The organism is Bombella intestini (assembly GCF_002003665.1).
Taxonomy (GTDB): Bacteria; Pseudomonadota; Alphaproteobacteria; order Acetobacterales; family Acetobacteraceae; genus Bombella; species Bombella intestini.
Map to the genome: position 1 here is coordinate 62,585 of NZ_JATM01000001.1, position 21,350 is coordinate 83,934.

Genomic DNA, 21,350 nt, shown 5'->3' on the forward strand with positions numbered 1-21,350 from the left:
GCGAAATGGGGAAAAATGCAATAAAGATAAAAATATTACGTCTTTTTTATGGAAAGTTATTGAGAATAATTTTCATTAACATATAAGACATCGCTCATTCAGTCTTGCAATTCAGGATGGGCATATATGGCTATCTCTTTTCGTTTTTCTTGCAGAACCGCCGGTCTCTGGTGCCTGCTGGCAGGCAGTACACTGGCCGGGAATCCTGTCTGGGCTGCCGGAGATGAAGGAGGAGAACACTCTGTAAAAGGTCCAATAAAACTGTCTGATCGGCAGGGCGAGAAGACTGACGCCCGTAAGAAGGCAGAAGCCCCTAGGGAGACCATACTCGTCAAGGCACGGCGGCGGGAGCGGATGGAAGTGAAGCTAGGGGGGCAAGCTGGTGTCCTCGGCAACAAGAAGGGGTTGGACCTCCCCTTCAATTTGCGCAGTTACACGTCCAGCATGATCTTGAACCAGCAGTCCCAGACATTGGGGCAGGTGCTTCAGAACGATCCTTCCGTACGGACGACCTATGGTTACGGCAATTTCTCAGAGACCTTCATCATCCGTGGATTGCCAGTTTATGGGGATGATGTGGCCATCAATGGGCTGTATGGGATTAGCCCCCGACAGCTGATTTCTCCCCAGCTTTATGATTCAGTGCAGGTTCTGAATGGGGCTAGTGCTTTTATTAACGGCGCTGCACCGGGGGGAACGTCTGTCGGTGGGAATATCAATCTCCAGTTTAAACATGCTGAGAGCGAACCAGTTGCACGACTGACAGGGGATTACACCAGCAAAGGCCAAGGCGGGGGTAGCCTAGATGTAGGGCGTCGTTTTGGTAAGGATGATCAGTTCGGTATCCGCTTTAATGCGGCTGGGATGGATGGGCAGACATCCATTTCTGGCGAGCGGCGCCATTCCGTTGCGCTGGGGCTTGATACGGACTGGCATAATGACAATACCCGCATCAGTCTCGACATCAATTATCAGAACCAGAATGTCCAGCAGGGGCGTGGCTCTGTCGTTCTGAATTCCGGTCTGACGACTGTTCCCCGCCCCACAAGACCGGGCCATAATTGGAGCCAAGGCTGGAGCTATGAAGACATGCATTATGTCTTCGGCCTGTTGAATGTTGAACATGACCTGAACAGCCACGTCACGCTCTACGGCAGTTTCGGTGGCATGACCGGTCATGAGGAAGGAAATTACGATACTGTTTATGTCTCAGACGGACGGACAGGTGATGGCTTTGGCTACGGGTCATACATTCCGTATCAGCAGACTAACGAAAGTACCCGCGGCGGTGTTCGTGCCCATTTCAGAACAGGCTTCCTGAAACATGAGGTCAATGCTGGTGGATCGGCCCTTTGGTCAGAGGCTTCTACGGGCTATGCGGGCGGTTACCTCGGCAGTACGAATATTTATAGCCCCGGTATTCAGGAAAAGCCGGATTCAATCCATCGTATTTCCGCAACACCCAGTGCGAAAACGCAGCTTTATAGTCTGTTCTTCTCGGATACGATGTCCTTCTGGCACGACCGCATCGCTGTGACGAGTGGTTTCCGATATCAGCATATTCTTCAGAACAGCTATCAGTACACGCCGACCCATTATAGCCGGGATGCCATCACACCCGTGGTTGGGCTTGTTGTGCATGCGTCCCGTCATGTTTCGTTCTATTTCAATCGGGTGGAAGGGCTGAATCAGGGGCTTCAGGCACCAGCGAAGAGTTCGCTTTATCCCAATCTGGTTAATGCCCAGCAGTTTCTCGCACCGACACGGACCGTTCAGTATGAGGTTGGCGGGAAATACGACATTGGTCGCTTTAGTGCTTCTCTAGCCTTCTACCGGTTGGATCGTCCTACGGGACTCGTAGAGGATTATGGGAATGAACAGATTTTTAAGGCCAGCGGGCGTCAGCGTAATCAGGGTATTGAGCTGAACCTCAATGGTGAGATTATCAAGGGACTACGCTTTAACGGTGGCAGTGCCCTGATTCAGGCCAAGCAGGTTAAGGGGGATTATCTCGGCAACAAGGCTGTTGGTATCCCGGGTTATACGATCAATGGCAATCTGGAATATGACGTTCCCTTCGTCAAAGGGCTGACCCTGACAGGCCGTGTCACTCATACGGGCCATCAGTGGGTTAATGTCCAGAATTCTTTGAAGATTCCGAACTGGACCACCTACGATCTCGGGGCCCGTTATACCTTCTTGATGACACCGAAGCGTCCGGTCACGTTCCGTTTTGGTGTGGAGAACCTCACCAACAGCCATTATTGGGCGTCATCTTATACGGCCTTCAGCAGTGTGAACGGGTATCTGACCCAAGGGCTGCCAAGGACGTTTAAGGCTTCCTTCTCAACGGATATGTAAGGCAGAAAGAAACAGGGCCATGTCCTTTCCCGGCATGGCCCCGTCATTTTCAGTCGGCATCCGCCTCCATAGTGTGGAGCGTGTCCAACAGAGCGGTCTGAAGTTCGTCTTCTGCTGAGGCAGTCAGCTTGTGGCCGTCTGCATTGGTTACATAGAAGACGTCCACGGCCCGCAGGCCATAGGTCATGATATGGGCCGAAGAAATATGCAGCTTCAGGCGGCTGAGCGTGGTGGTAATGTTGTGCAGTAGGGCCGGTCTGTCCCGCCCGTTGACTTCCACGATGGTATAATTCTCGGAAGCATCACTGTCGATTAGGACACGGGATGGAATATGGAGAGCCTCTAGCCGGCGGGGAAGCGGGAAGTTGGCTGCGCTGAGCGTTTCCTTAGGATCAATTGCTCCTTCCATGACCTGCACGATGGTGTTGTGCAGCCGGTCGAGATGCTCGGCCTCCATAAAGGCCTGCCCATAGGGGTCGTGGAACCAGAATGTATCAAGAACCATGCCGTTATTGAGGGTATGGATGCGGGCATCGGCAATGGATGCCCCACAGAGGGCCAGCGCACTGGTAATGCGGGAGAAGAGGCCGGGCTGATCCTTGCAGAAGACAGTTAGTTCTGTGATGCCTCGGTCGGGGAGTGGGGCGATGTCCACGATTATGGCATCTTCCCGTCCTTCAGCTCGGTGGCGGCAGACAAGCCTGGCATGGCGGACATGGCTTTGGGGATCGAACCCCAGCCAGTAACCAGGCCGCCCTAGTTTCATGAAATGGGTAATATCGGCATCGGGCATGCCTTCATCTCTAAGGGCTTGTTGGATGAAGGTCTTATTATGGTCGACCCGCTCGTCATCTTCCTGTGCTTGTAGCCCTCCCTCCAATACATCGGCGATGCGGGTATAGAGACGGCCGAGCAGAGTGGCTTTCCATGCATTCCATGCCCGGGGGCCAACAGCGCGAATATCGGCAATGCTGAGCAGCAGGAGCATCCGCAGCCGTTTAGGGGATTGGATGGTATCGGCGAGGTCTAGAATGGTCTGTGGGTCATCAATATCCCGGCTGAAGGCCGTGCGTGAGAGCAGAAGATGATGCAGCACAAGCCACGAGACTGTATCGGTATCGCTAGCGGAGAGGCCAAGTTGCTGGCAGATCTGCGTAGCGATGTCCGCACCGATTTCGGAGTGGTTCCCCCCACGGCCCTTGCCGATATCATGCAGCAAGGTGGCAAGATAGAGCAGAGGACGCTGTGTCATGGTGCGGGCTAGCCTGTAGGCTAGCGGTAGCTCATCCGCCATGCGGCCCTGTTCGATCATCCGCAGGATATGGACAGCCTCAATCGTATGCGCATCCACAGTATGGATGTGATAGCCGTCAAACTGTGTCCGTCCGAGAATGCGAGACCAGCCGGGGAGCAGATGGGAGAGAATCCCCGTTTCGTTGAGCAGTGGTAGCCAGAAGATACGGTCCTGCCTGTGGTCTCGGTCATCACCGGCGGGTGGTGTGGCGGCGGCAGGGGAGGGAAGTTCCGCTGCTGGGTCGCAGAGTAGCTTGATGAAAAGTGCCGATGCTTCTCCATTATGGCGGAGTGACGCACTATGCCGCTCGAAACGGATGATCTGTTGTATGGCAGCTGGATGGAGGGCTAGTTGATGGCGGCGTGCACAGTCCAGAAAATGGAAGACTGTTACAGGCTCCCGCACGAGGGCCAGCGGATTGGGCAGGCTCAGGCAACCATCAATGCGCTGGAAACCATCCGGGCCGGGCTCCACCCGTGGAGGGCGTTGCTGGAGCTGGTTACGCAGGTGCAAAAGAATGGCTGGCTGGAAGACATGGGTTAGCCGCATCACAGCCCGGGCCATAAGGAAGTGATGACGCATGAAGCGTTCCACCCCCCGTTGATGGCCATGATTGCCATACCGCATACGGGCACCGATGATGGGTTGAACGTCAAAAGTCAGCCGCTCTTCATTCCGTCCAGTGATATAATGAAGGTTGAGCCGGACCGTCCAAAGGAAGTTCCAAAGGCTATGGGTGCGTGATATTTCCCGCTTTGTCAGTAGGCCGAGCAGGGTGCAAGCAGGTGCCAGCCCTTGGGCACGTTGGAGGTTGGATTTTACAGATAGCCCGTTCCCCAGAACGGCATAGCCAATCCAGTTGAGGACCTGAAGGTCCCGCAACCCTCCTTTGCCTTCCTTGATGTGTGGCTCCACAAGATAGGGTGTGTCGCCAAATCTCCGATGCCGATCTTCTCGCTGGGTGATGGCCTGAAGGACGAACTGTTCCAGCGCAGGGCCTTTCAGGTGGGTTTCCAGCTTTTCCTGCAAGGTAAGAACAAGTGTTTTTTGCCCATAGAGGGGCCGGATATCCAGTAGGGTCGTGCAGGACGTCTGGTCCGTTCTGGCCATTTCCAGTGCACTCTCAATAGTGCGTGTGGCATGGCCGACCCGCAGCCCGAGGTCCCAGAGTGTATAAAGGATATATTCAATGGCCTCGATGAGGTCTTTAGATGGTGCTTCCGCTGTTAGAAAAAGCAGGTCCACATCGCTGAAAGGGGCCAGCAGCCCTGCCCCGTAGCCTCCTGTGGCACAGAGGCAGAACACTTCATCAGTGCCATTCTCCTGCAGGGTATGAGGCAGCCCCGCATAGCGGGCCAGTTTCTCAATGATACGGTCCATCAGCAGGGCGAGATTGCGAGCGGTCTCTACGCCGTTTGTTTCACGCTGCTCAAATTGCTGGCGGATGGTTTCCCGCTGTATGCCAAGCTCTGTCCGTAACCGTTCCAGAGCGTCTTGACGAGGAATAGCGGGTTGCCGACCCGACAGATCAGGACGAGATGGAGCAGTGGAGGTGAGGTGAGCAGACATGACGGCTCTCTTATTGGCAGCTGGTTCTGGCGGGTTCGTCAGGATATCCGGGGAGTCATTCTTCATCCGTAACATCCATTTTGGCAAGGCCGTCAATCATGCTTTTTAGCTGATAGAGGGCAGAGTGGGCCTCTCTGGGGGAAAGGGAATCCGGGTCCAGCCCTTCAATCTCCTTATGCAGGGCTTGGAGGGCCGATAATGTGCCGTTAGGCAAGCAGTTGCCAACAGAGGGCGGATCATTCTGCGGAATGGGGGGCTCTGGCGCAGCTTGTTCGAAGAGGGGAAGGCTGGCAGGTTGGTTGTTTTGGTCACGCTCATTCTCAAGGCGAGTGAGAAGATTTCGTGCCCGCTGGAGGACAGAAGCCGGTATGCCTGCCAGTTTGGCCACATGGAGGCCCCAGCTTTTTTGGGCAAGCCCGGGGCGGACCTCATGTTGAAAGACGACATGGCCTTTCCACTCCTTAACGGCCATGGTGCAGGCCGCCAGACGGGGGAGGGTTTTCAGCAGGGCACCGAGCTCATGAAAATGCGTGGCAAAAATGGTGCGGCAGCGTAGCTGGGAATGAAGGGCCTCCAGCGTGGCCCAAGCAATGGAGAGGCCATCAAGGGTGGATGTGCCCCGTCCGATCTCATCCACGACCACGAGGGAGCGAGGCCCTGCCTGATTGAGAATAGCGGCGGTTTCGGTCATCTCTACCATGAAGGTGGAGCGGCCACGGGCCAGATCATCCGCCGCACCGACACGGGAGAAGAGACGGTCCACAATGCCAATCGTGGCGGCTTTCGCCGGGATAGGCAGCCCCGCTTGTGCGAGAATGACGGCTAAAGCATTTTGACGTAGGAATGTTGATTTACCGGCCATATTAGGGCCTGTTAGCAGGATGGCATGTTTTTCCGGTGGCAAGGCGCAGTCATTGGCGATGAAAGCCGTATCATGCGCTGCACTTTCATGCAGGGCCGCTTCCACAACAGGGTGGCGGCAGGCCTGAAGGTTAAAATCCTGCCCGTTTGTCATGGTTGGGCGGCACCATGTGCCACGATCCATGATGCGGGCGCAGGAGATCAACGCATCCAGCTCGGCAAGGGCGAGGCCGATATCATCAAGTGCCGGCGTATTCAGGCAGTGCCGGGCAAGGTCGGCAAAAAGATGACGCTCTAGCTGGTCGGCCTTTTCTGAGGCTTCCAGAATGGCTTGATTGAGTGACGTTAGCTCTTCGTTGGAGAAACGGGCGAGGCTGGCCGTGCCCTGCCGCAGGCTCAACCCTTCATGTTGGCGTAGCTTACGCCCAGCCGCAGCGGGGACTTCAATAACATAGCCAAGCTGGTTGTGATGGCGGATGCGAAGGTTGGAAATTCCGTAGTCTTCTGCCAGACGGACCTGCAACTGGGCGATTAGGCGGCGGCTATTGTCCCGGAGGTCACGCTGGCGATCCAGTTCAGCATCAAAACCGGGAGCGATGACCCCGCCATCCTCAATCTTGACGGGTAGCTCCGTATTTAGGGCAGCTTCCAATCGCTCTAACAGAGCATCAGCCCGCCCATACAGGTTGGCCCCGATATGGCGGATGCGTTCCGGCATGCCGGTTTCGGCTAGCGTGCCGAGCGTTTCAGTAATTTGGTTGGCCGCCCGGAGTGTATCACGGATGGCGGCAAGGTCCCGTGGGAGGGGACGCCCGCTGGAAATGCGACCTAGGGCACGAGCCGAATCGGGAGCGTGCTTGAGGATATCCCGTAAGACCCCCGTGGGTTTGGGCTGATGGTGCAGCCAGTGCCAGCCATCCTGTCGCCCTGTGATGAGGGCAAGGTCCGTACTGGGGGTGCTAACCCAGTGGGCCAGAAGGCGAGTTCCGGCGGCTGTGGCTGTCTGGTTAACGCTGGAGAAGAGCGTGTGCTTGCTGCCGCCATCACGGGACTGGAGAATGTCGAGGCTGCTACGGGTGGCGGGGTCCAGCCCCATGATACTGTCCAGCCCATGGTCGATGGGTGGTGCTAGCCGGGGTAATTTGCCCGCTTGGCTGCGGCGGACATAATCCAGCAGTACGGCGCAGGCGATGATTTGCTCATTGCTAAAGTCCCCCAGAGCATCCATCTGGGCAACCTGATAGGCCTCCGTTACGGTGCGTTCTGCAGCCTCATGGCTAGGGTGGGCTGTAGAGGGGGTAATGAGGCCCGCATGTTCGGTCGGAATGAGTGTCGGGTCGGATAGGATTTCCGAAGGGGCAATGCGGGCCAGTAGTTCAGCCAGTGTGTCCGCTCCCAGACGGAGCAGTTCCAGCGTGCCGGTGGAAATATCAATCCATGCCGCACCAAGGCGGTCTTTATGGCGTTTGTCCGGTGCAACAATGGCAAGGAGGGTATTGGCCCGTCCAGCATCTAGCAGCTCATCTTCTGTCAGTGTACCGGGGGTGACGACACGGATGATCTCCCGGCGGAGTGGGCCTTTCTGTCCCTTGCGGGGAAGTTCGGTTTGTTCGGCTACGGCTACACGGAAGCCACGGCGGATGAGCCGGGAGAGATAGATTTGTGCTGTCCCAACGGGGACCCCACACATGGGGATGGGTTCCTCATCATGCGTGCCACGGTGGGTTAAGGTTATGTCCAGTGCAAGAGCGGCTGCCTGAGCATCTCCAAAGAAGAGCTCGTAAAAATCCCCCATGCGGAAAAAGAGGAGGGCATCAGGTTCCTGATTTTTCAGGCTGAACCATTGTTCCATGGTCGGGGTGACCTTCCCCGTTGTCTGCGGGGGAATGGGAGGGACGGATGGTTTCTGATCGACCATGCAGGGAAAAGACCTCACCGTTTTATCGGGATTGGATGTCCCGTTTAGGTTAACAGGTGTTTAAATGGAAATGCGACCATTTTCTCATCATGACACGCTGAGGGGAAGGCTGACTTTCACGGTGATGTGCCAGAAGAGTCGTTTTTCTTGCCCCTTGCCATGACCTGCCCTGTAGCGGCATGGTGCTTCCCATGAGTACTGCACCAGAAAATCACATTATTTTTGATGATGTCCTCCCGATGGCTCAAGGTCTTCTGGAGGCAGAACGGGATGAAACCGCTAACTTAGCTAATATTGCTGCTCTGCTGTTCGAGGCAATGGCGCAGGTCAACTGGGTTGGCTTTTACCTGATGAAAGAGGGCGAGCTGGTGCTTGGCCCGTTTCAGGGGCGGGTAGCGTGTACGAGAATTGCCGTGGGCAAAGGCGTCTGCGGGGCGGCCGTGGCGGAACGGAGCGTGCAGCGTGTAGCGGATGTTCATGCTTTCCCCGGTCATATTGCCTGTGATGGTGCTTCTGAATCAGAGATTGTCCTGCCCATCATGAAACATGGTGAGGTTCATGGTGTGCTGGATATTGATAGCCCCGTGAAGAACCGGTTCTCAGCAGAGGATCAGGAAAAATTGGAGGCTCTTGTCCGGCTTTTGGAAGCGCATCTCTAACGTTTCAGACGCCGGAGCAGGCGGCTGCGGAGTTCCTCTAGGCTCAGGACCCGTAGAGCGATGAGCAGCCCGCCATAGAGCATTGCGCTACTACCGATGAGGCAGAGCAGCAAGAAAAGCCGGGGTAGAGCATGCCACTCGGGTAGATTGGTGGCGAGTAGATTGGCACCACCCCATGCCCACATGCCCATAGCAAGGGCCGCTAGCATGATGCGGGTGGCTCGTGTCACGCTTTGGAAGGTAGGGCGGAAGGACTCCCGCCGCCAGAGTAGATAGCCTAGTGCAATCATGTTGATGATAGCGGCTAATGCACTCGCCAGCGGAGGGGCTAGGTGCGCCAATGTGCGGTAGAGCAGCACATTGAGAGCTAGATTGATCCCCATCGTCACAAAGCCGATACGGACAGGCGTTGAGGTATCGCCTTCGGCAAAGAAGGCCGGGGCCAGCAGTTTGATGATGATGAAGGCAGGCAGGCCTAGCGCATACATACGGAGCGCCGCAGCGGAATTATGAACATCTAGCAGAGAAAAATGCCCATAGCCGAACAATGTGGCCATGATCTCCGGTGCCAGACTGAATAGTCCGATCATGGCAGGTAGGCTAAGCAGCAGGGCATAATTCATGGCCTGATTTAGACTGTCCTGCAAAGCGGGACGGTCATTGGCGGTGATGTGGCGGGTGAAGAGAGGTAGCAGGGTTGTCCCCAAAGCGGCACCTAATACGCCAAGAGGAAGCTGGTTGACCCGGTCTGCAAAATAGAGCCACGAGATGGAGCCTGTCGGCAGCAGAGTGGCGATAATAGTATCAATGGTCAGGTTGATTTGTGTAACCCCTGAACCGACCAGCCCCGGCAACATGCGGCGGATGAGTAGTCTGATATCCGCTGAAAGGGTAGGGCGAACCAGTGGCAGCATGAGGCCGGCTTTTTTGGCAGCCCAGAGTAGTCCAGCAAGCTGGAAGACGCCAGAAATGGTGATCCCCCACGCACTGGCCGCCGCTACATATTGGTGCCCCCGGAAGGCACCAATCAGAATGGCGATAATGCCAACAATATTGAAGGCGATATAGGCAGCCGAGGCTGCGCCAAATTTCTGACGGGCATTCAGGAGGCCCGCCACAAGTGCCGCCCCGCAGATCAGCACCGTATAAGGCATGGTGATACGGGTAAGCTGCACGGCAATGGCAAAGCGTCCCGTACCCTGTGTCCGAAAGCCGGGGGCGATGAGATCAATCACCCACGGCATGCAGATTTCCGCCAGAACAGTCAGCAGGCTGAGCCAGAGGAGCAGGAGAGAGAAAGCCTGCCCCGCTAGCAGCAGTGCTTTGTTGGGGCCGTCCTTCTCATATCGGGCAGTGAAGAGTGGCACGAAGGCGGCGTTTAGTGCTCCTTCTCCGAAGAGGCGGCGGAACATGTTCGGCAGGCGGAAGGCGATCTGATACGCATCCTGCACCGGGCCAGCCCCTAGAAACATGGCCAGAAGCTGGTCACGCACGAGCCCTAGCAGGCGGGAGAGCATGGTCCAGCCGCCAACGGTAAGAAGGTGTCTGAGCATGGTCAGGCGTGTTTCTGGCTTACCCGCCGGATTTCTTCCAGAAGACGGGGGGACTGAGGGTCCGTCAGCGGTGTGAACCAGCGGTGCAGTCTGCCCTGACGGTCGATGAGATATTTATAGAAGTTCCAGCGAGGGAGAGAGAGAAAGCCGCCTTCTTTGGCTAGCCATTTGAAGAGCGGAATAGCCTCCGTCCCCCGGACGACAGACCGGGCCGCTAGAGGGAAGCTAACGCCGTAACGCCGCTGGCAGAACTGGCTGATCTGCTGCGCATTGCCGGGTTCCTGCTTGCCAAAGTCATTACTGGGCACCCCGAGGATGATAAGCCCATCTGGTGTGGAATGGCCCATCTCCCGCCATAGTTTCTGCAGTCCTTCATACTGCTTGGTGAATCCACATTCCGAAGCTGTATTGACGATCAACACAGGGCGTCCCCGCCACTGGGAAAAATCAATCTCTCCGCCTTCAAGGGCAGGTAGCCGGAAGTCATGGAAACGGGTCATGAAGGGTCATCCTGATAAGGTGATATAAGGCTGGAGCAACCAGTCGGGCAGGTTATTCAAAGCAGGGCGGGCGGTCTAACAGTTCATCGCGGGCTTGATGAGGCGTAAGCTCGCCAGAAATGAGGCGGGTGATGACATTGATGATAGGGGTTTCGATGTCAAAACGCTGGCCGAGTTTCTTTAGGGTGGGGGCGGTTAGTACGCCTTCGGCGACCGTGTCACGCTTGGCAAGAATATCCTCGACATTCTCCCCACGGCCCAGAGCTACGCCAAGGCTGTAATTGCGGGAGCCTGCCCCCGTAGCGGTTAAGATCAGGTCCCCCATGCCAGCCAGACCGTACATGGTGCGGCCTTCGCCACCCATGGCATTTACAAGACGGGCCGTCTCAGCCAAGGCACGGGTGATGACAGCAGCTCTGGCATTTTCTCCCATTTCGGCCCCAACGCTGATACCTGCCCCAATGGCAATGACATTCTTAGCTGCCCCGGCGAGCTGAACGCCCAAGGGGTCGGTACTGGCATAAAGGCGCAGCGTAGGGGTAGTGAGACGCCGGGTTAGCTCCGTAACGAAGGGCAGGTCGGAGGCGGCCAGAGTGGCCGCAGCTGGCATGCCCTGTGCGACCTCAATGGCGAAGTTAGGGCCGGAAAGAACCGCCGCCGGGCGACCGGGCATGGTTTGGGCGATAATGTCTAGCGGGAGCATGAAGGTTCCCTGTTCCATGCCCTTACAGCAGGTAACAACGGGCACATCAGGCTTTAGGCGTTTCTGGAGAGCCAGTGACGTATCACGCAGCCCCTGCGTAGGGACGACGAGAAGGACAATATCCGCCTCGGAAGGTAGAGTGCTGGTCACCGTGATGTTGTCTGGCAGGGTGACCTGCGGCAGGTGGGGCATGGTGCGTGTACCGTCTGGCACGGGGGTGCGTGTCCAGAGGGTGACATGGGCGATCTGGGATAGGGTGCAGGCCAGAGCAATACCCCATGCTCCGGCCCCGATGACGGCAATGCGTGGCTGGCTAGTCATGCGGATGGTTCCATCAGAGGGGAGTGCCCAACGGGGGGCGTTTCCTGCGGTGTGTGTGGCTGGTAAGGTTGGCGTTCATCTAGCGGCCAGCGGGGGCGGGGGGCAAGGGAAATATCATCCGGTACTTCCCCCTGCTTTAGTCGCTCCAGAGCGGCCCATCCTATCATGGCGGCATTGTCGGTACAGAGCCGCAGCGGTGGGGCGAGGAAAGCGATCTTATGAGCTTCGGCAATGCCTTCAAGTCGTTGACGTAGGGCCGTATTGGCGGCAACGCCACCGGCGACCACAAGGGTTGTCACCTGCGGGGCTATGGCCAGCGCATTGGTGATGCGGTCCGCCATTACATCCGTTACGGCCTGTTGGAAGGACGCTGCGAGGTCAGCAGCGACCTGTCGAGGCAGGGCTTCCCGGCCATAAGGTTCAATATGGCGTGAGACGGCTGTTTTGAGGCCAGAGAATGAGAAATCGCAACCAGGGCGGCCTTTCAGCGGGCGGGGCAGGCTATAGGCCTGCGGGTTGCCCTCCCGTGCTAGTTTTTCTAAGGCCGGACCACCGGGCCAGCCCAGCCCCAGCATCTTGGCTACTTTATCGAATGCCTCACCGGCAGAGTCGTCAATTGTACCACCAAGGCGGCGATATTGGCCTGTATCTTCTACGGTGATGCACTGGCAGTGACCACCAGAGACTAAAAGTGCCAGATAGGGAAAAGCTGGTGCTTGTTCGTCCGGGCGCAGGGCAGCGGGTAGGCGGGGGGTGAGGATGTGCCCCTCAATATGGTTGATACCCATGAAAGGCTTTCCACAGGCCATAGCCAGCCCTTTGGCGTAGGAGCTACCAACAATCAGCCCGCCAATGAGGCCGGGGCCGGTTGTGGCGGCGAAGAGGGCGATGTCCTTCAAGGTTAGCCCTGCCCGTTGGAGGGTCAGCTCTACCAGTTCTGGCAGAGCATTCAGATGGGCACGGGCGGCCAGTTCTGGCACAACCCCGCCCAGAGCGGCATGATCCTCTTGCGAGAGAACGCTTTCCCCTAGCAGGGTACCGTGAGCATCCAAAATGGCGCAGGCCGTATCATCGCATGAGGTCTCTATGGCGAGGAGCGGTGTCAGGTGGGAAATGTCAGACATGATTGGTTCATTATGGCGGATTCTTCGGAGCATGACACCCCTTCCAGAATCGGTTATGGAGGGAACACCATGAATGCTTCAAACTTTTCCTCCGCAGCTCTCCAGAAAATTGCTGCCGAAGCGGCCCGCCGCTCCCACGTTCAGGCGCCACCGGACCGCCGTAAACTTCCTCTGCGGGTGGGGACACGGGCGTCCCCGTTGGCACTGGTGCAGACACGGCATTTCTTGACCCGTCTGACCCGTTTCTGTCCTGTTCTGCGGGATATGGGGGCCTTTAAGGAGGAGCAGATGCAAACCTCCGGGGACCTCAACCTCAAGGACCGCTTGGCAGAGATTGGCGGGAAGGGGTTGTTCTCCAAGGAGATTCACGAGCTTTTGGCCGTAGGGGGCATTGATTTTGCCGTCCATAGCCTTAAGGACCTTGAGACGCATCTGCCGCCGGGGCTGGTGTTGGCTTGCACGATGAAGCGTGAAGATGCTCGTGATGTGCTGATGCTGCGGAAACGTGGTGTAACGGTTGACCCTGAAAGACCGTTCGACTGCTTGCCAGAAGGGGCACTGGTTGGTTGCGCCTCTGTTCGCCGTCAGGCGCAGATGCTGCATGTCCGTCCAGACCTGCGATTCACTCTGCTGCGTGGCAATGTGCAAACCCGGTTGGATAAGCTCGGTGCGGGCCAGTGTGATGCAACCTTGCTGGCTTATGCCGGGCTGAAACGCCTTGGCATGGAAGATCGCATCGATGTGCCGCTTTCCCCCGATGTGATGCTGCCTGCGTCGGGGCAGGGTATTGTTGGCGTAACCGTGCGTGAGAGTGACCATGAGTTGCGGGAGCTTCTGTCTGCCATTGAGGACCCGGAGGCTCGTGCTGTAGCTACGGCAGAGCGCGCCCTGCTGGCGGAGCTTGATGGTTCCTGCCGGACACCAATTGGTGGCTATGCTCAGTTGAAGGATGGACGGCTTTATCTCTCCGGTCTGGTAGCTAGTGAGGACGGCACCTTCCTGCTGCGCCGGGAATGTGAGGGCCTGCCAGAGGATGCGGCACGGATGGGGTATGAGCTGGCGTGCGAATTGCGGCGAGATACGCCGCCTGCCATTTTTGCTAAGATTGTCCAACCGTAAATCATGCGTCAGGCAGTGTTGGTCACACGGCCTGAACCGGGTCTGAGCGAAACGGTTAGTGCCGTGCAGGCGCAGGGGTGGCGGGCTATTGCCAGCCCCGTCATGACGATGCGTCAGATGCCGCCGATAGAGGATCATCCCTGTCGGGCCATGCTGGTGACGAGCAGTCAGGCTCTGCCGTTTCTGGTGAAGCAGGACCGGGATCGTTTGTTGCTGACGGTAGGCAACCGCACGGCACAGCGGGCCGAGGCGATGGGTTTCCGGTGTGTTGAAGCGGCTTCTGGCACGCAGGAAGGATTGGAAGCACTGTGTCGCCAGAAAAATTTATATGGCTCCGACCTTTTGTTGGCCTGCGGACGGGGGCGGCATGGCCAGCCATATGGGGTTGATCTGGCAGTAAAGTTGGGAGCGCAGAGGGTTGAAGCCTATCAGGTACAGCCTGTAGAGCATCTTTCCGGGGCAGCGTTGGAGGCTTTGGCTACTGGAGAGCTGGAAGCTGTCCTTTTTTACTCCAGCGAAACAGTGTCTTTATTTATGGAATTGTGCCCGCCAGAGCTTCATGATCGGCTTGGCCAGTGTCGGGCTATCTGCTTCTCACAGGCTATTGCCAAACGTGCTGAGTCGATGGGGCAGTGGGGCTGTATTGAGGTTGGCTCACCCCTTACCGTGCTTGGGAAGAGACATGAAAAAAGGCGGACCATTTAAGGCCCGCCTTACCCATACTAAGACCGTGATGGCCTGTAGATCAGGCTTCGCCTTCTGGCTCAGGGAAGTTTTGCTCCTGCTTGGCCTGCCACAGAGCGGCAAAATCGATTGGCTGGAGAGCAACCGGTGGGAAGCCGCCATCCCGTGTCACATCGCTGATGATGGCCCGGGCGAAGGGGAAGATCAGGCGGGGCACTTCCACCAGCAGAATCGGTTCGATGATTTCCTGCGGTGGGTTGTCCAGCGTGACGATAGCGGCATAGGCGAGTTCTGCGATGAAGACGACAGGCCCCGGCTCCTTGCTGCCTTCCAGCGGGGCTTCAGTCGCCTCGGTACGGATGATCAGCGTGACCTCGTAGATGGACTGTTCCTGTTCGATACGATTGGCCTGCACATCAATATTCACGTTAACCTGCGGCGGGGCCTGAAGTGACGTGAAAGTAGCTGCACCACGGGGGACCTCAAAGGACAGGTCCTTGGTGTATTGCAAATTGATGGCCAGCGGCAGGGATGGTGGTGTGTTGTCCTGCGGGGTTTCTGGGTTTTTTGTATCGGGCATCTGAATCATCCTTGTGTGAATGTGCCTGCATAATATGCCTGCGGGAGAAGCTGTCCGCCAGTACGGGGGACAAGGCCTATACCCTGCATGAGCGTGTCCTCTCAGCCGGTAGCATGTCTTGGGGAAGGGGCCAAGCAGGGAGGCCCCTTTGTCTCCCCAATAAGGCAGGATATGGCGGGAAGTCTTGAGATTGCTGCTAGAGCATCCTACCTTTAGGGCATGGTACGGGTAGGGCTGCGCAGGTCTGTGCCCGGATGTGATGATTAGGACGTAAGATGACGGCTTTCCCTTGGGATATCGTTTTTTGGGCTCTGCTAGCTGTAGCGGTGGGCAGTACCGTGTTTTTTGTTCTGGGGCGCCGTATGGGGGCACAGGCCATCCGGCAGGAGCAGATGCCGACCGCTCAAACAGTTGGCAGGAAGCAGGAAGGAGGCGTAGCAGAGGCCCCCAAGCCCCCGCCGTTGCCCGGTCGCTCTGGGGTAGAGCAAAAAGCGACAGAATACGGGCTGCCGCAGGCTGATACGCAGCTTGGGCAGGCGCTTGTCCGAGTCGGTACGGACATCAACGGGTTTTCGGCCGAATATTTCCTCAAGAAGGCTGAGGATATTTTTGCCCGTACCGTTAAAGCATTTGCTTGCGCTGATGTCGCCACGCTGGAGAAGGTGTTGGCCCCTGATGTGTTGGCTGCTTTCCGTCATGCACTGGAGGAGCGGCAGAAACGCCAAGAGCAGGTGCATTTGGAGCTACGGCGTATTGAGCGGCTGGATTATGTGTCTGCCGTTGCGGCGGGTGAAGGTAGTGATGTCTGCCGCCTCTGTGTTCGCATTGTGTCGTGGCAGGTTAGTTATTGCCGGGACGAGCAGGGTACCCTCGTTGAGGGGACGGAAGCTCTGACAGAGTTCCGTGACCGCTGGAGCTTTGAACAGGGTGTAAATGGCCAGTGGAAGGTGGTTGCAACAGAGGCCGAGTGAGGCTACCCCGCTCTGATAAGGTTGGTCTCCCGTACGGGGAGGCCGGGTATGATGAAGGCCCGGTACTGTTCATACCGGGGCGGGTGGCTCTGTTATGATAAAACGCTGTTTCTCCTCTGCTGGTCCGATATTAGCCCCTTTGATGGCGCTGGCTCTGTCCGGGTGTATGCCCGGCGTGCCGATGGGGAAGGTGGATATCACGCCCGTTAGTTTTGGGCAGCTGTCGGGGTGGGAGAGCGAGGACCATACCGGGCTTGTTGGTATGGTGAGGATGGAATGTTTACGCATTGCCCATCTGCCAGCGGATGCATCCCTTGGGGGTGCTAAAACCCTGCCTTACGGCCGTAACATGAAGGATTGGCAAAATGTCTGCACGGCAGTGTCTTCCGTACAGGCTACCAATAGGGCAGAGGCGAAACAGTTTTTTGAAAGCTGGTTCCAGCCTTACTTTGTAAAGCAGGACGCTTTCTACACAGGCTATTATGACCCGGAAGTTCCGGCCTCACTGACACGGGGTGGTGAGTATCAGATTCCCGTTTATGGTCGCCCGAAGGACCTTCTGCGGGGCCGGAATGAGAATGGCGAACTGGAATATGGCCATTGGGTAAACTCCGTTTTCCGTCCTTATGATGACCGAGCAGCCATTGATGCAGGTTCTTTGGAGGGCAAAGGCCTCGAAATTGCTTGGTTGAAAAGCCCGGTCGATTTGCTGTTCTTACAGACGCAGGGGTCTGGCCGTTTGCGTTTGCCAGATGGGCAGCAGGTGTTTCTTGGATATGATGGACGCAACGGGCAGCCTTATGTTCCGATTGGTCGTGTGTTGATCAAACGCAAGCTGATGAAGCCGGAAGAGGTCAATGCTCAGAGCATCCGGGAGTGGCTGGCTAACAATCCGGCTCAGGCGACTGCCATTCTGGAGGCAAATCCAAGTTACGTTTTCTTCCGTCGTACGCAGCGCACAGAGAATGAAGGGCCGACAGGTGCTTTTGGCCTGCCGTTGACACCGCAACGCTCTCTCGCCGTGGATAGACGGTTCATCGGTTATGGGATGCCCGTGTGGGTAGATATTAGTGGAAAGGATGCGCAGGGGCGTTTTGTGACGTGGTCACGGATGGTCTTTGCACAGGATACAGGCAGTGACATACGAGGTGCCGCACGAGGGGACCTCTTCCTTGGCTGGGGCGATAGAGCCGCAAATATTGCCGGAGATATGAAGAATCATGGCCGTATGATGGTTCTGGTTCCGCTGCCTGAAGCTAAAAGGGCGGAGGACCAGCCAACTGTTACCGTGGCTGGGAGCATTCCAGCAGGGGTAGGGCAGACGGCCAGATGATACGTGCGCGTCGTGAGACGCTGGGGATGCATACGCTCATCCGGGGGGATTGCCTGAGTGTCATGCGGCGCATGCCCGCCGGTAGTGTGGATGTGGTGGTGACATCCCCCCCTTATAATCTTGGCTTGGCCTATCGGAGCTATAAAGACAGCCTGTCTGAGGAGAGTTACCTCGACTGGATGGAGGTTATTTGCTCCAAGGTGGCCCGTGTCATGCGGGATGATGGCTCTTTTTTCCTCAATATTGCGGGGTCGTCCGCACAGCCGTGGCTGCCCTTCGAGTTGATGGTCCGGTTGCGAAAGCTCTTTACCCTCCAGAACCATATTTCATGGATTAAATCTGTGGCGGTAGGGGAGGTTACGCATGGGCATTTTAAGCCGGTCAATTCCCTCCGTTACGTCAACCGGAACCATGAACATATTTTCCATCTGACGAAACAAGGTGATGTGGAGCTGGATAGGCTCGGTGCGGGTGTGCCATTCACGGATAAGAGTAATATTCATCGCCGGCAGCACCGGGAGGATCGCCGCTGCCGGGGGGATACATGGTTCATTCCTTACGAGACAGTTCGGAGTCGGCAGGCCCGCTACAGCCATCCGGGAACCTTCCCGGTTGCTCTGCCAGAACGCTGCATCCGCCTGCATGGGGTGAAACCGGATATGATAGTGCTAGACCCGTTTATGGGGACAGGTACGAGCCTTATTGCCGCAGAGTCGTTGAAGATACGCTCCATCGGGATTGAGGCGGATACGACTTATGTCCGGTTTGCACGCAAACGGCTGCGTGCCATGATAGCGCAGGGTGATGGTACCGATGCACTGATGGAAGACGGGACGCAATAAGGTGGCAAAACGGATTCTCGGTGATGATGAAGCAGCATTATGGCGTGCTTTTGTACAGGGCGTAGCACCTCTGCGTGGTCGGAAGGATGCGGCGAAAGCACCAGCTGAGGCATCACCCGGGCAGGGAGCGGGTGCATCGCCACGCCAGCCAGCAGGGGGACGGATGACGGGCATGGTGACTGTGCGACTGGTGAGGGGTGCTCCACCGGCTCGGGCATCAACGCCAGTTCGTCCCGCCCCTCATGTCGGGGTTCGTGCGCCCGGTCTGGATGATACGCAGTGGCGTCGCCTTTCCCGTGGGCAGATTCGGGTTGATGCCCGGCTCGACCTACATGGTTATATCGTTCAGGAAGCGTTTGAGGAGTTTCATCGCTTCATGCAGCGTAGCCGTGTCATGGGCTGGCGTTGTGTTGAGATTGTTACAGGGTTGGGCAGTGGTGCCCGTGGAGGCAGTATCCGCCGGGAGCTGCCCCATTGGCTGCACAGAGCAGATATTGCCCCTATGGTGCTGGGGGTGGTGCATAGTCATCAGGGCAATCAGGGAGCTTTACGGCTTCTTTTACGGAAAAAACGCTAGAGGTGTGAAAGGAAAGCCATTCCGACCTTGGAGAAGCGGAAGAGGTTTTCTATAACAAATCGTATCGAGAATGATTATCAATTGAGATAGGAAGTCTCGTCCGGCAGGGGATATGGTATCCTCGCGGGGTGATCTTTCTGGGGAAAGGCGTAACATCATGGTTTCATTGAAGAACCTGTTCGGCCCTGCTGGCGTTATGCTGGCGGCTTTGGCGAGCAGTGCAGTGCCGGTCCATCAGGCTCAGGCAAAAGATGTGCGTGATATCACGGGGGAGGTTGTATCCGTACCCGACCATCCTCAGCGTATCATTCTGGGGGAAGGGCGGTTGATTTACGCTCTGGAGCCGCTGGAAGGCAGACATCTTTTCGACCGCATCGTAGGGTGGCAGGGCGAATTCCGGGAAGCCGATAAACAGAATTACGAGCAGATGCTCAAGACATTCCCGGAGGCGGACAAGGTGGCCGTGATTGGCCGGACGACTGCCGATACGATCAGCCCGGAAAAGGTGCTGGACCTACACCCAGACCTTGCCATTTTTAGCACGACCGGTCACGGGCCGGGGCAGGCTGGTGATGTCACGGCTCGTCTGAGGGCGGCTCATATTCCCGTTTTGTTTGTGGATTTCCGGCAGGACCCGGTAAAGACGACCGTGCCTAGCATGCTGATTCTCGGGCAGGCTCTCGGACGTGAGGCAGAAGCCAAAGCCTATACTGATTTTTATGAAAGCCGGTTGAAGCTCATTCAGTCTGTTGTGGGGTCCATTCCAGAGAATCAACGTCCCGCCGTGTTTATCAATATGCTGGCCGGGGCACGGCAAAGCTGCTGTCATACGGCCGGGCGGGGTAATATGGGGGCCTTCATCGAGGCTGCCGGTGGCCGCAATATCGCGGCTGATCTTCTACCGGGTTATATTGGCGATGTTTCAGCTGAAATGGTCATTGCGAAGGACCCGGATGTCTTGATCCTCGATGGTACACGGGGGCCCGGTAACAGCGGGCCGGGACTGAAGATGGGCTCTCAGGTAACGCCGGAATTGGCGCAGGAATCCCTGCAAGCTCTCCTGAAAGCACCGGAACTTGCCGGGTTGAGTGCCGTGCGTAACGGGCGTGCCTATGGCATCTGGCATACATTCTATGACAGCCCGTTCAACATTCTTGCCATTGAGGTCATGGCTAAATGGTTCTATCCCGAACGTTTCAAGGATCTGGATCCGGACGCCGACCGCAGTCTGATACAGAGCCGTTTTACAGTGATGCCTAACAGCGGGACGTATTGGATTAAGGCGGATGCCCACTAAAGAGAGAGAGACTACAACAGGCGGGTCATCAGCCGAGATGGCCCGCCTTGCTGCACGGCTGACAGGTATACAGGCATCTTATGTAAAGTTGACCCGCCACAGGGTGGGGCTTCTCTGTCTTTTGGCAGGCTTGATTCTCTTTTCCATCCTGCTGGACTTTTCCCTTGGCCCGGCTGGGCTTGGCCCTTCGGCTTTGTTGCATGCCCTTCTTAATCCTTCCTCCGGGACAAATGCTGTTATCGTCTGGCATATCCGCTTGCCATATGCCCTGATGGCCGCTCTGGTCGGGGTGGCTTTGGGGATATCTGGCGGGGAGATGCAGACGGTTCTGGATAACCCATTGGCTAGTCCCTATACGCTCGGCGTGTCTGCTGCTGCGGCCTTTGGGGCGTCTTTGGCTATCGTGCTGCATTGGCATATCCCGTATGTGCCAGAGAATTGGATGGTGCCGCTGGATGCCTTCGTGTTTGCCGTAGGTTCTGCTGGCCTTTTGGAGCTGGTAGCCCGGGCTCGGGGCCATTCCACGGCTATGGTGGTGTTGTTCGGCATTGCGCTGGTTTTTACCTTCCATGCGTTTGTGGCCTTGATGCAGTTCATCGCTGATGAAGATGCGTTGCAGGACCTCGTATTTTGGACGATGGGGAGCCTGACACGGGCTGACTGGGGCAAGATCTCCGTCATGGGCATTGGTTGCCTGCTGGTTCTGCCATTCTGTTTCCGGTCTGCTCCAGCTTTGACAGCTCTGCGCCTTGGGGAGGACAGAGCTGCCAGTTATGGCGTTGATACGAAACGTCTGCGGATGATGTCCCTGCTGCGTATTAGTATGTTGTCCGCTCTGGCCGTGTCTTTTGTGGGGACGATTGGTTTTGTGGGGTTGGTGGCACCGCATATTGCTCGCCGCCTGCTGGGGGAGGATCACCGTTTCTATCTACCCGGTTCGGCGTTGTGCGGGGGGCTCATCATGTCGCTGGCCTCTATCGCTGCCAAGAATATTCTTCCGGGGGTCGTGATTCCGGTTGGGATCGTCACATCTCTGGTGGGGATTCCCTTCTTCCTTGCTGTGGTTCTGAGAAAGGGGGCCTGA

General features: G+C 56.8%; 17 protein-coding genes. 10 read left to right on the forward strand and 7 right to left on the reverse strand.

The features are described from left to right. Positions 1-126: 126 nt before the first annotated feature. Positions 127-2,361, forward strand: coding sequence for a TonB-dependent receptor (locus AL01_RS00305; protein ID WP_077395299.1), 2,235 nt, complete (start codon positions 127-129; stop codon positions 2,359-2,361). Positions 2,362-2,410: 49 nt separating this feature from the next. Here AL01_RS00305 and AL01_RS00310 read toward each other — a convergent pair whose 3' ends face one another. Both AL01_RS00310 and mutS read right to left on the reverse strand, forming a co-directional pair. Further along, on the reverse strand, positions 2,411-5,290 hold the full coding sequence (locus tag AL01_RS00310; RefSeq protein ID WP_241502632.1) for a [protein-PII] uridylyltransferase: 2,880 nt from the start codon (positions 5,288-5,290) through the stop codon (positions 2,411-2,413). Then, a complete protein-coding gene (mutS, locus tag AL01_RS00315; RefSeq protein WP_241502633.1) occupies positions 5,280-8,003 on the reverse strand; it encodes a DNA mismatch repair protein MutS in 2,724 nt (907 codons plus the stop codon). The genes AL01_RS00310 and mutS overlap by 11 nt, the downstream gene beginning before the upstream one ends. 191 nt (positions 8,004-8,194) lie before the next feature. On the opposite strand from mutS, the gene AL01_RS00320 reads away from it, so the two are divergent. After that, positions 8,195-8,662 (forward strand): GAF domain-containing protein, encoded by a 468-nt coding sequence (locus AL01_RS00320; RefSeq protein ID WP_077395301.1) that lies wholly within the window; start codon positions 8,195-8,197, stop codon positions 8,660-8,662. Here AL01_RS00320 and murJ read toward each other — a convergent pair. Genes murJ through tsaD form a run of 4 tightly spaced genes read right to left on the reverse strand, consistent with a single transcriptional unit; the run spans position 8,659 to position 12,863 of the window. Continuing rightward, the gene (murJ, locus tag AL01_RS00325; RefSeq protein ID WP_077395302.1) at positions 8,659-10,215 is read right to left on the reverse strand and encodes a murein biosynthesis integral membrane protein MurJ; all 1,557 of its coding nucleotides are present in this window, start codon (positions 10,213-10,215) and stop codon (positions 8,659-8,661) included. The two genes, AL01_RS00320 and murJ, sit on opposite strands and share 4 nt — an antisense overlap. A 2-nt stretch (positions 10,216-10,217) precedes the next feature. Next, positions 10,218-10,715, reverse strand: coding sequence for a glutathione peroxidase (locus tag AL01_RS00330; protein WP_077395303.1), 498 nt, complete (start codon positions 10,713-10,715; stop codon positions 10,218-10,220). Between the two features lie 52 nt (positions 10,716-10,767). Beyond that, positions 10,768-11,739, reverse strand: coding sequence for an NAD(P)H-dependent glycerol-3-phosphate dehydrogenase (locus tag AL01_RS00335; protein WP_077395304.1), 972 nt, complete (start codon positions 11,737-11,739; stop codon positions 10,768-10,770). Next, positions 11,736-12,863, reverse strand: a complete 1,128-nt coding sequence (tsaD, locus tag AL01_RS00340; protein ID WP_077395819.1) for a tRNA (adenosine(37)-N6)-threonylcarbamoyltransferase complex transferase subunit TsaD — start codon at positions 12,861-12,863, stop codon at positions 11,736-11,738. The genes AL01_RS00335 and tsaD overlap by 4 nt, the downstream gene beginning before the upstream one ends. A gap of 69 nt (positions 12,864-12,932) precedes the next feature. Here tsaD and hemC point away from each other — a divergent pair, with 69 nt between their 5' ends. Both hemC and AL01_RS00350 read left to right on the forward strand, forming a co-directional pair. Beyond that, positions 12,933-13,982 (forward strand): hydroxymethylbilane synthase, encoded by a 1,050-nt coding sequence (hemC, locus tag AL01_RS00345; RefSeq protein ID WP_077395305.1) that lies wholly within the window; start codon positions 12,933-12,935, stop codon positions 13,980-13,982. 3 nt (positions 13,983-13,985) lie between these two features. Further along, positions 13,986-14,687, forward strand: a complete 702-nt coding sequence (locus tag AL01_RS00350; protein WP_143280623.1) for a uroporphyrinogen-III synthase — start codon at positions 13,986-13,988, stop codon at positions 14,685-14,687. A 40-nt stretch (positions 14,688-14,727) separates the two neighbouring features. Here AL01_RS00350 and secB read toward each other — a convergent pair whose 3' ends face one another. Continuing rightward, positions 14,728-15,246 (reverse strand): protein-export chaperone SecB, encoded by a 519-nt coding sequence (gene secB, locus AL01_RS00355; protein ID WP_077395820.1) that lies wholly within the window; start codon positions 15,244-15,246, stop codon positions 14,728-14,730. Between the two features lie 275 nt (positions 15,247-15,521). Between secB and AL01_RS00360 the strand changes: the two genes are divergently transcribed. The 6 genes from AL01_RS00360 to AL01_RS00385 all read left to right on the forward strand — a co-directional run bounded on the left by AL01_RS00360 (position 15,522) and on the right by AL01_RS00385 (position 21,350). Continuing rightward, positions 15,522-16,217: a Tim44/TimA family putative adaptor protein gene (locus tag AL01_RS00360; protein WP_077395307.1), complete on the forward strand. Its 696-nt coding sequence runs from the start codon at positions 15,522-15,524 to the stop codon at positions 16,215-16,217. 94 nt (positions 16,218-16,311) lie between these two features. Then, positions 16,312-17,550 (forward strand): murein transglycosylase A, encoded by a 1,239-nt coding sequence (mltA, locus tag AL01_RS00365; protein WP_077395308.1) that lies wholly within the window; start codon positions 16,312-16,314, stop codon positions 17,548-17,550. After that, entirely contained in the window at positions 17,547-18,392 is an 846-nt protein-coding gene (locus tag AL01_RS00370) for a DNA-methyltransferase (RefSeq protein ID WP_077395309.1), read from the forward strand. Before mltA ends, AL01_RS00370 begins: the two co-directional genes overlap by 4 nt. Position 18,393: 1 nt before the next feature. Next, the gene (locus tag AL01_RS00375; protein WP_241502634.1) at positions 18,394-18,969 is read left to right on the forward strand and encodes a Smr/MutS family protein; all 576 of its coding nucleotides are present in this window, start codon (positions 18,394-18,396) and stop codon (positions 18,967-18,969) included. 157 nt (positions 18,970-19,126) lie between these two features. Further along, positions 19,127-20,266 (forward strand): ABC transporter substrate-binding protein, encoded by a 1,140-nt coding sequence (locus AL01_RS00380; protein WP_077395824.1) that lies wholly within the window; start codon positions 19,127-19,129, stop codon positions 20,264-20,266. Positions 20,267-20,303: 37 nt separating this feature from the next. After that, positions 20,304-21,350, forward strand: a complete 1,047-nt coding sequence (locus AL01_RS00385) for a FecCD family ABC transporter permease (RefSeq protein WP_408735429.1) — start codon at positions 20,304-20,306, stop codon at positions 21,348-21,350.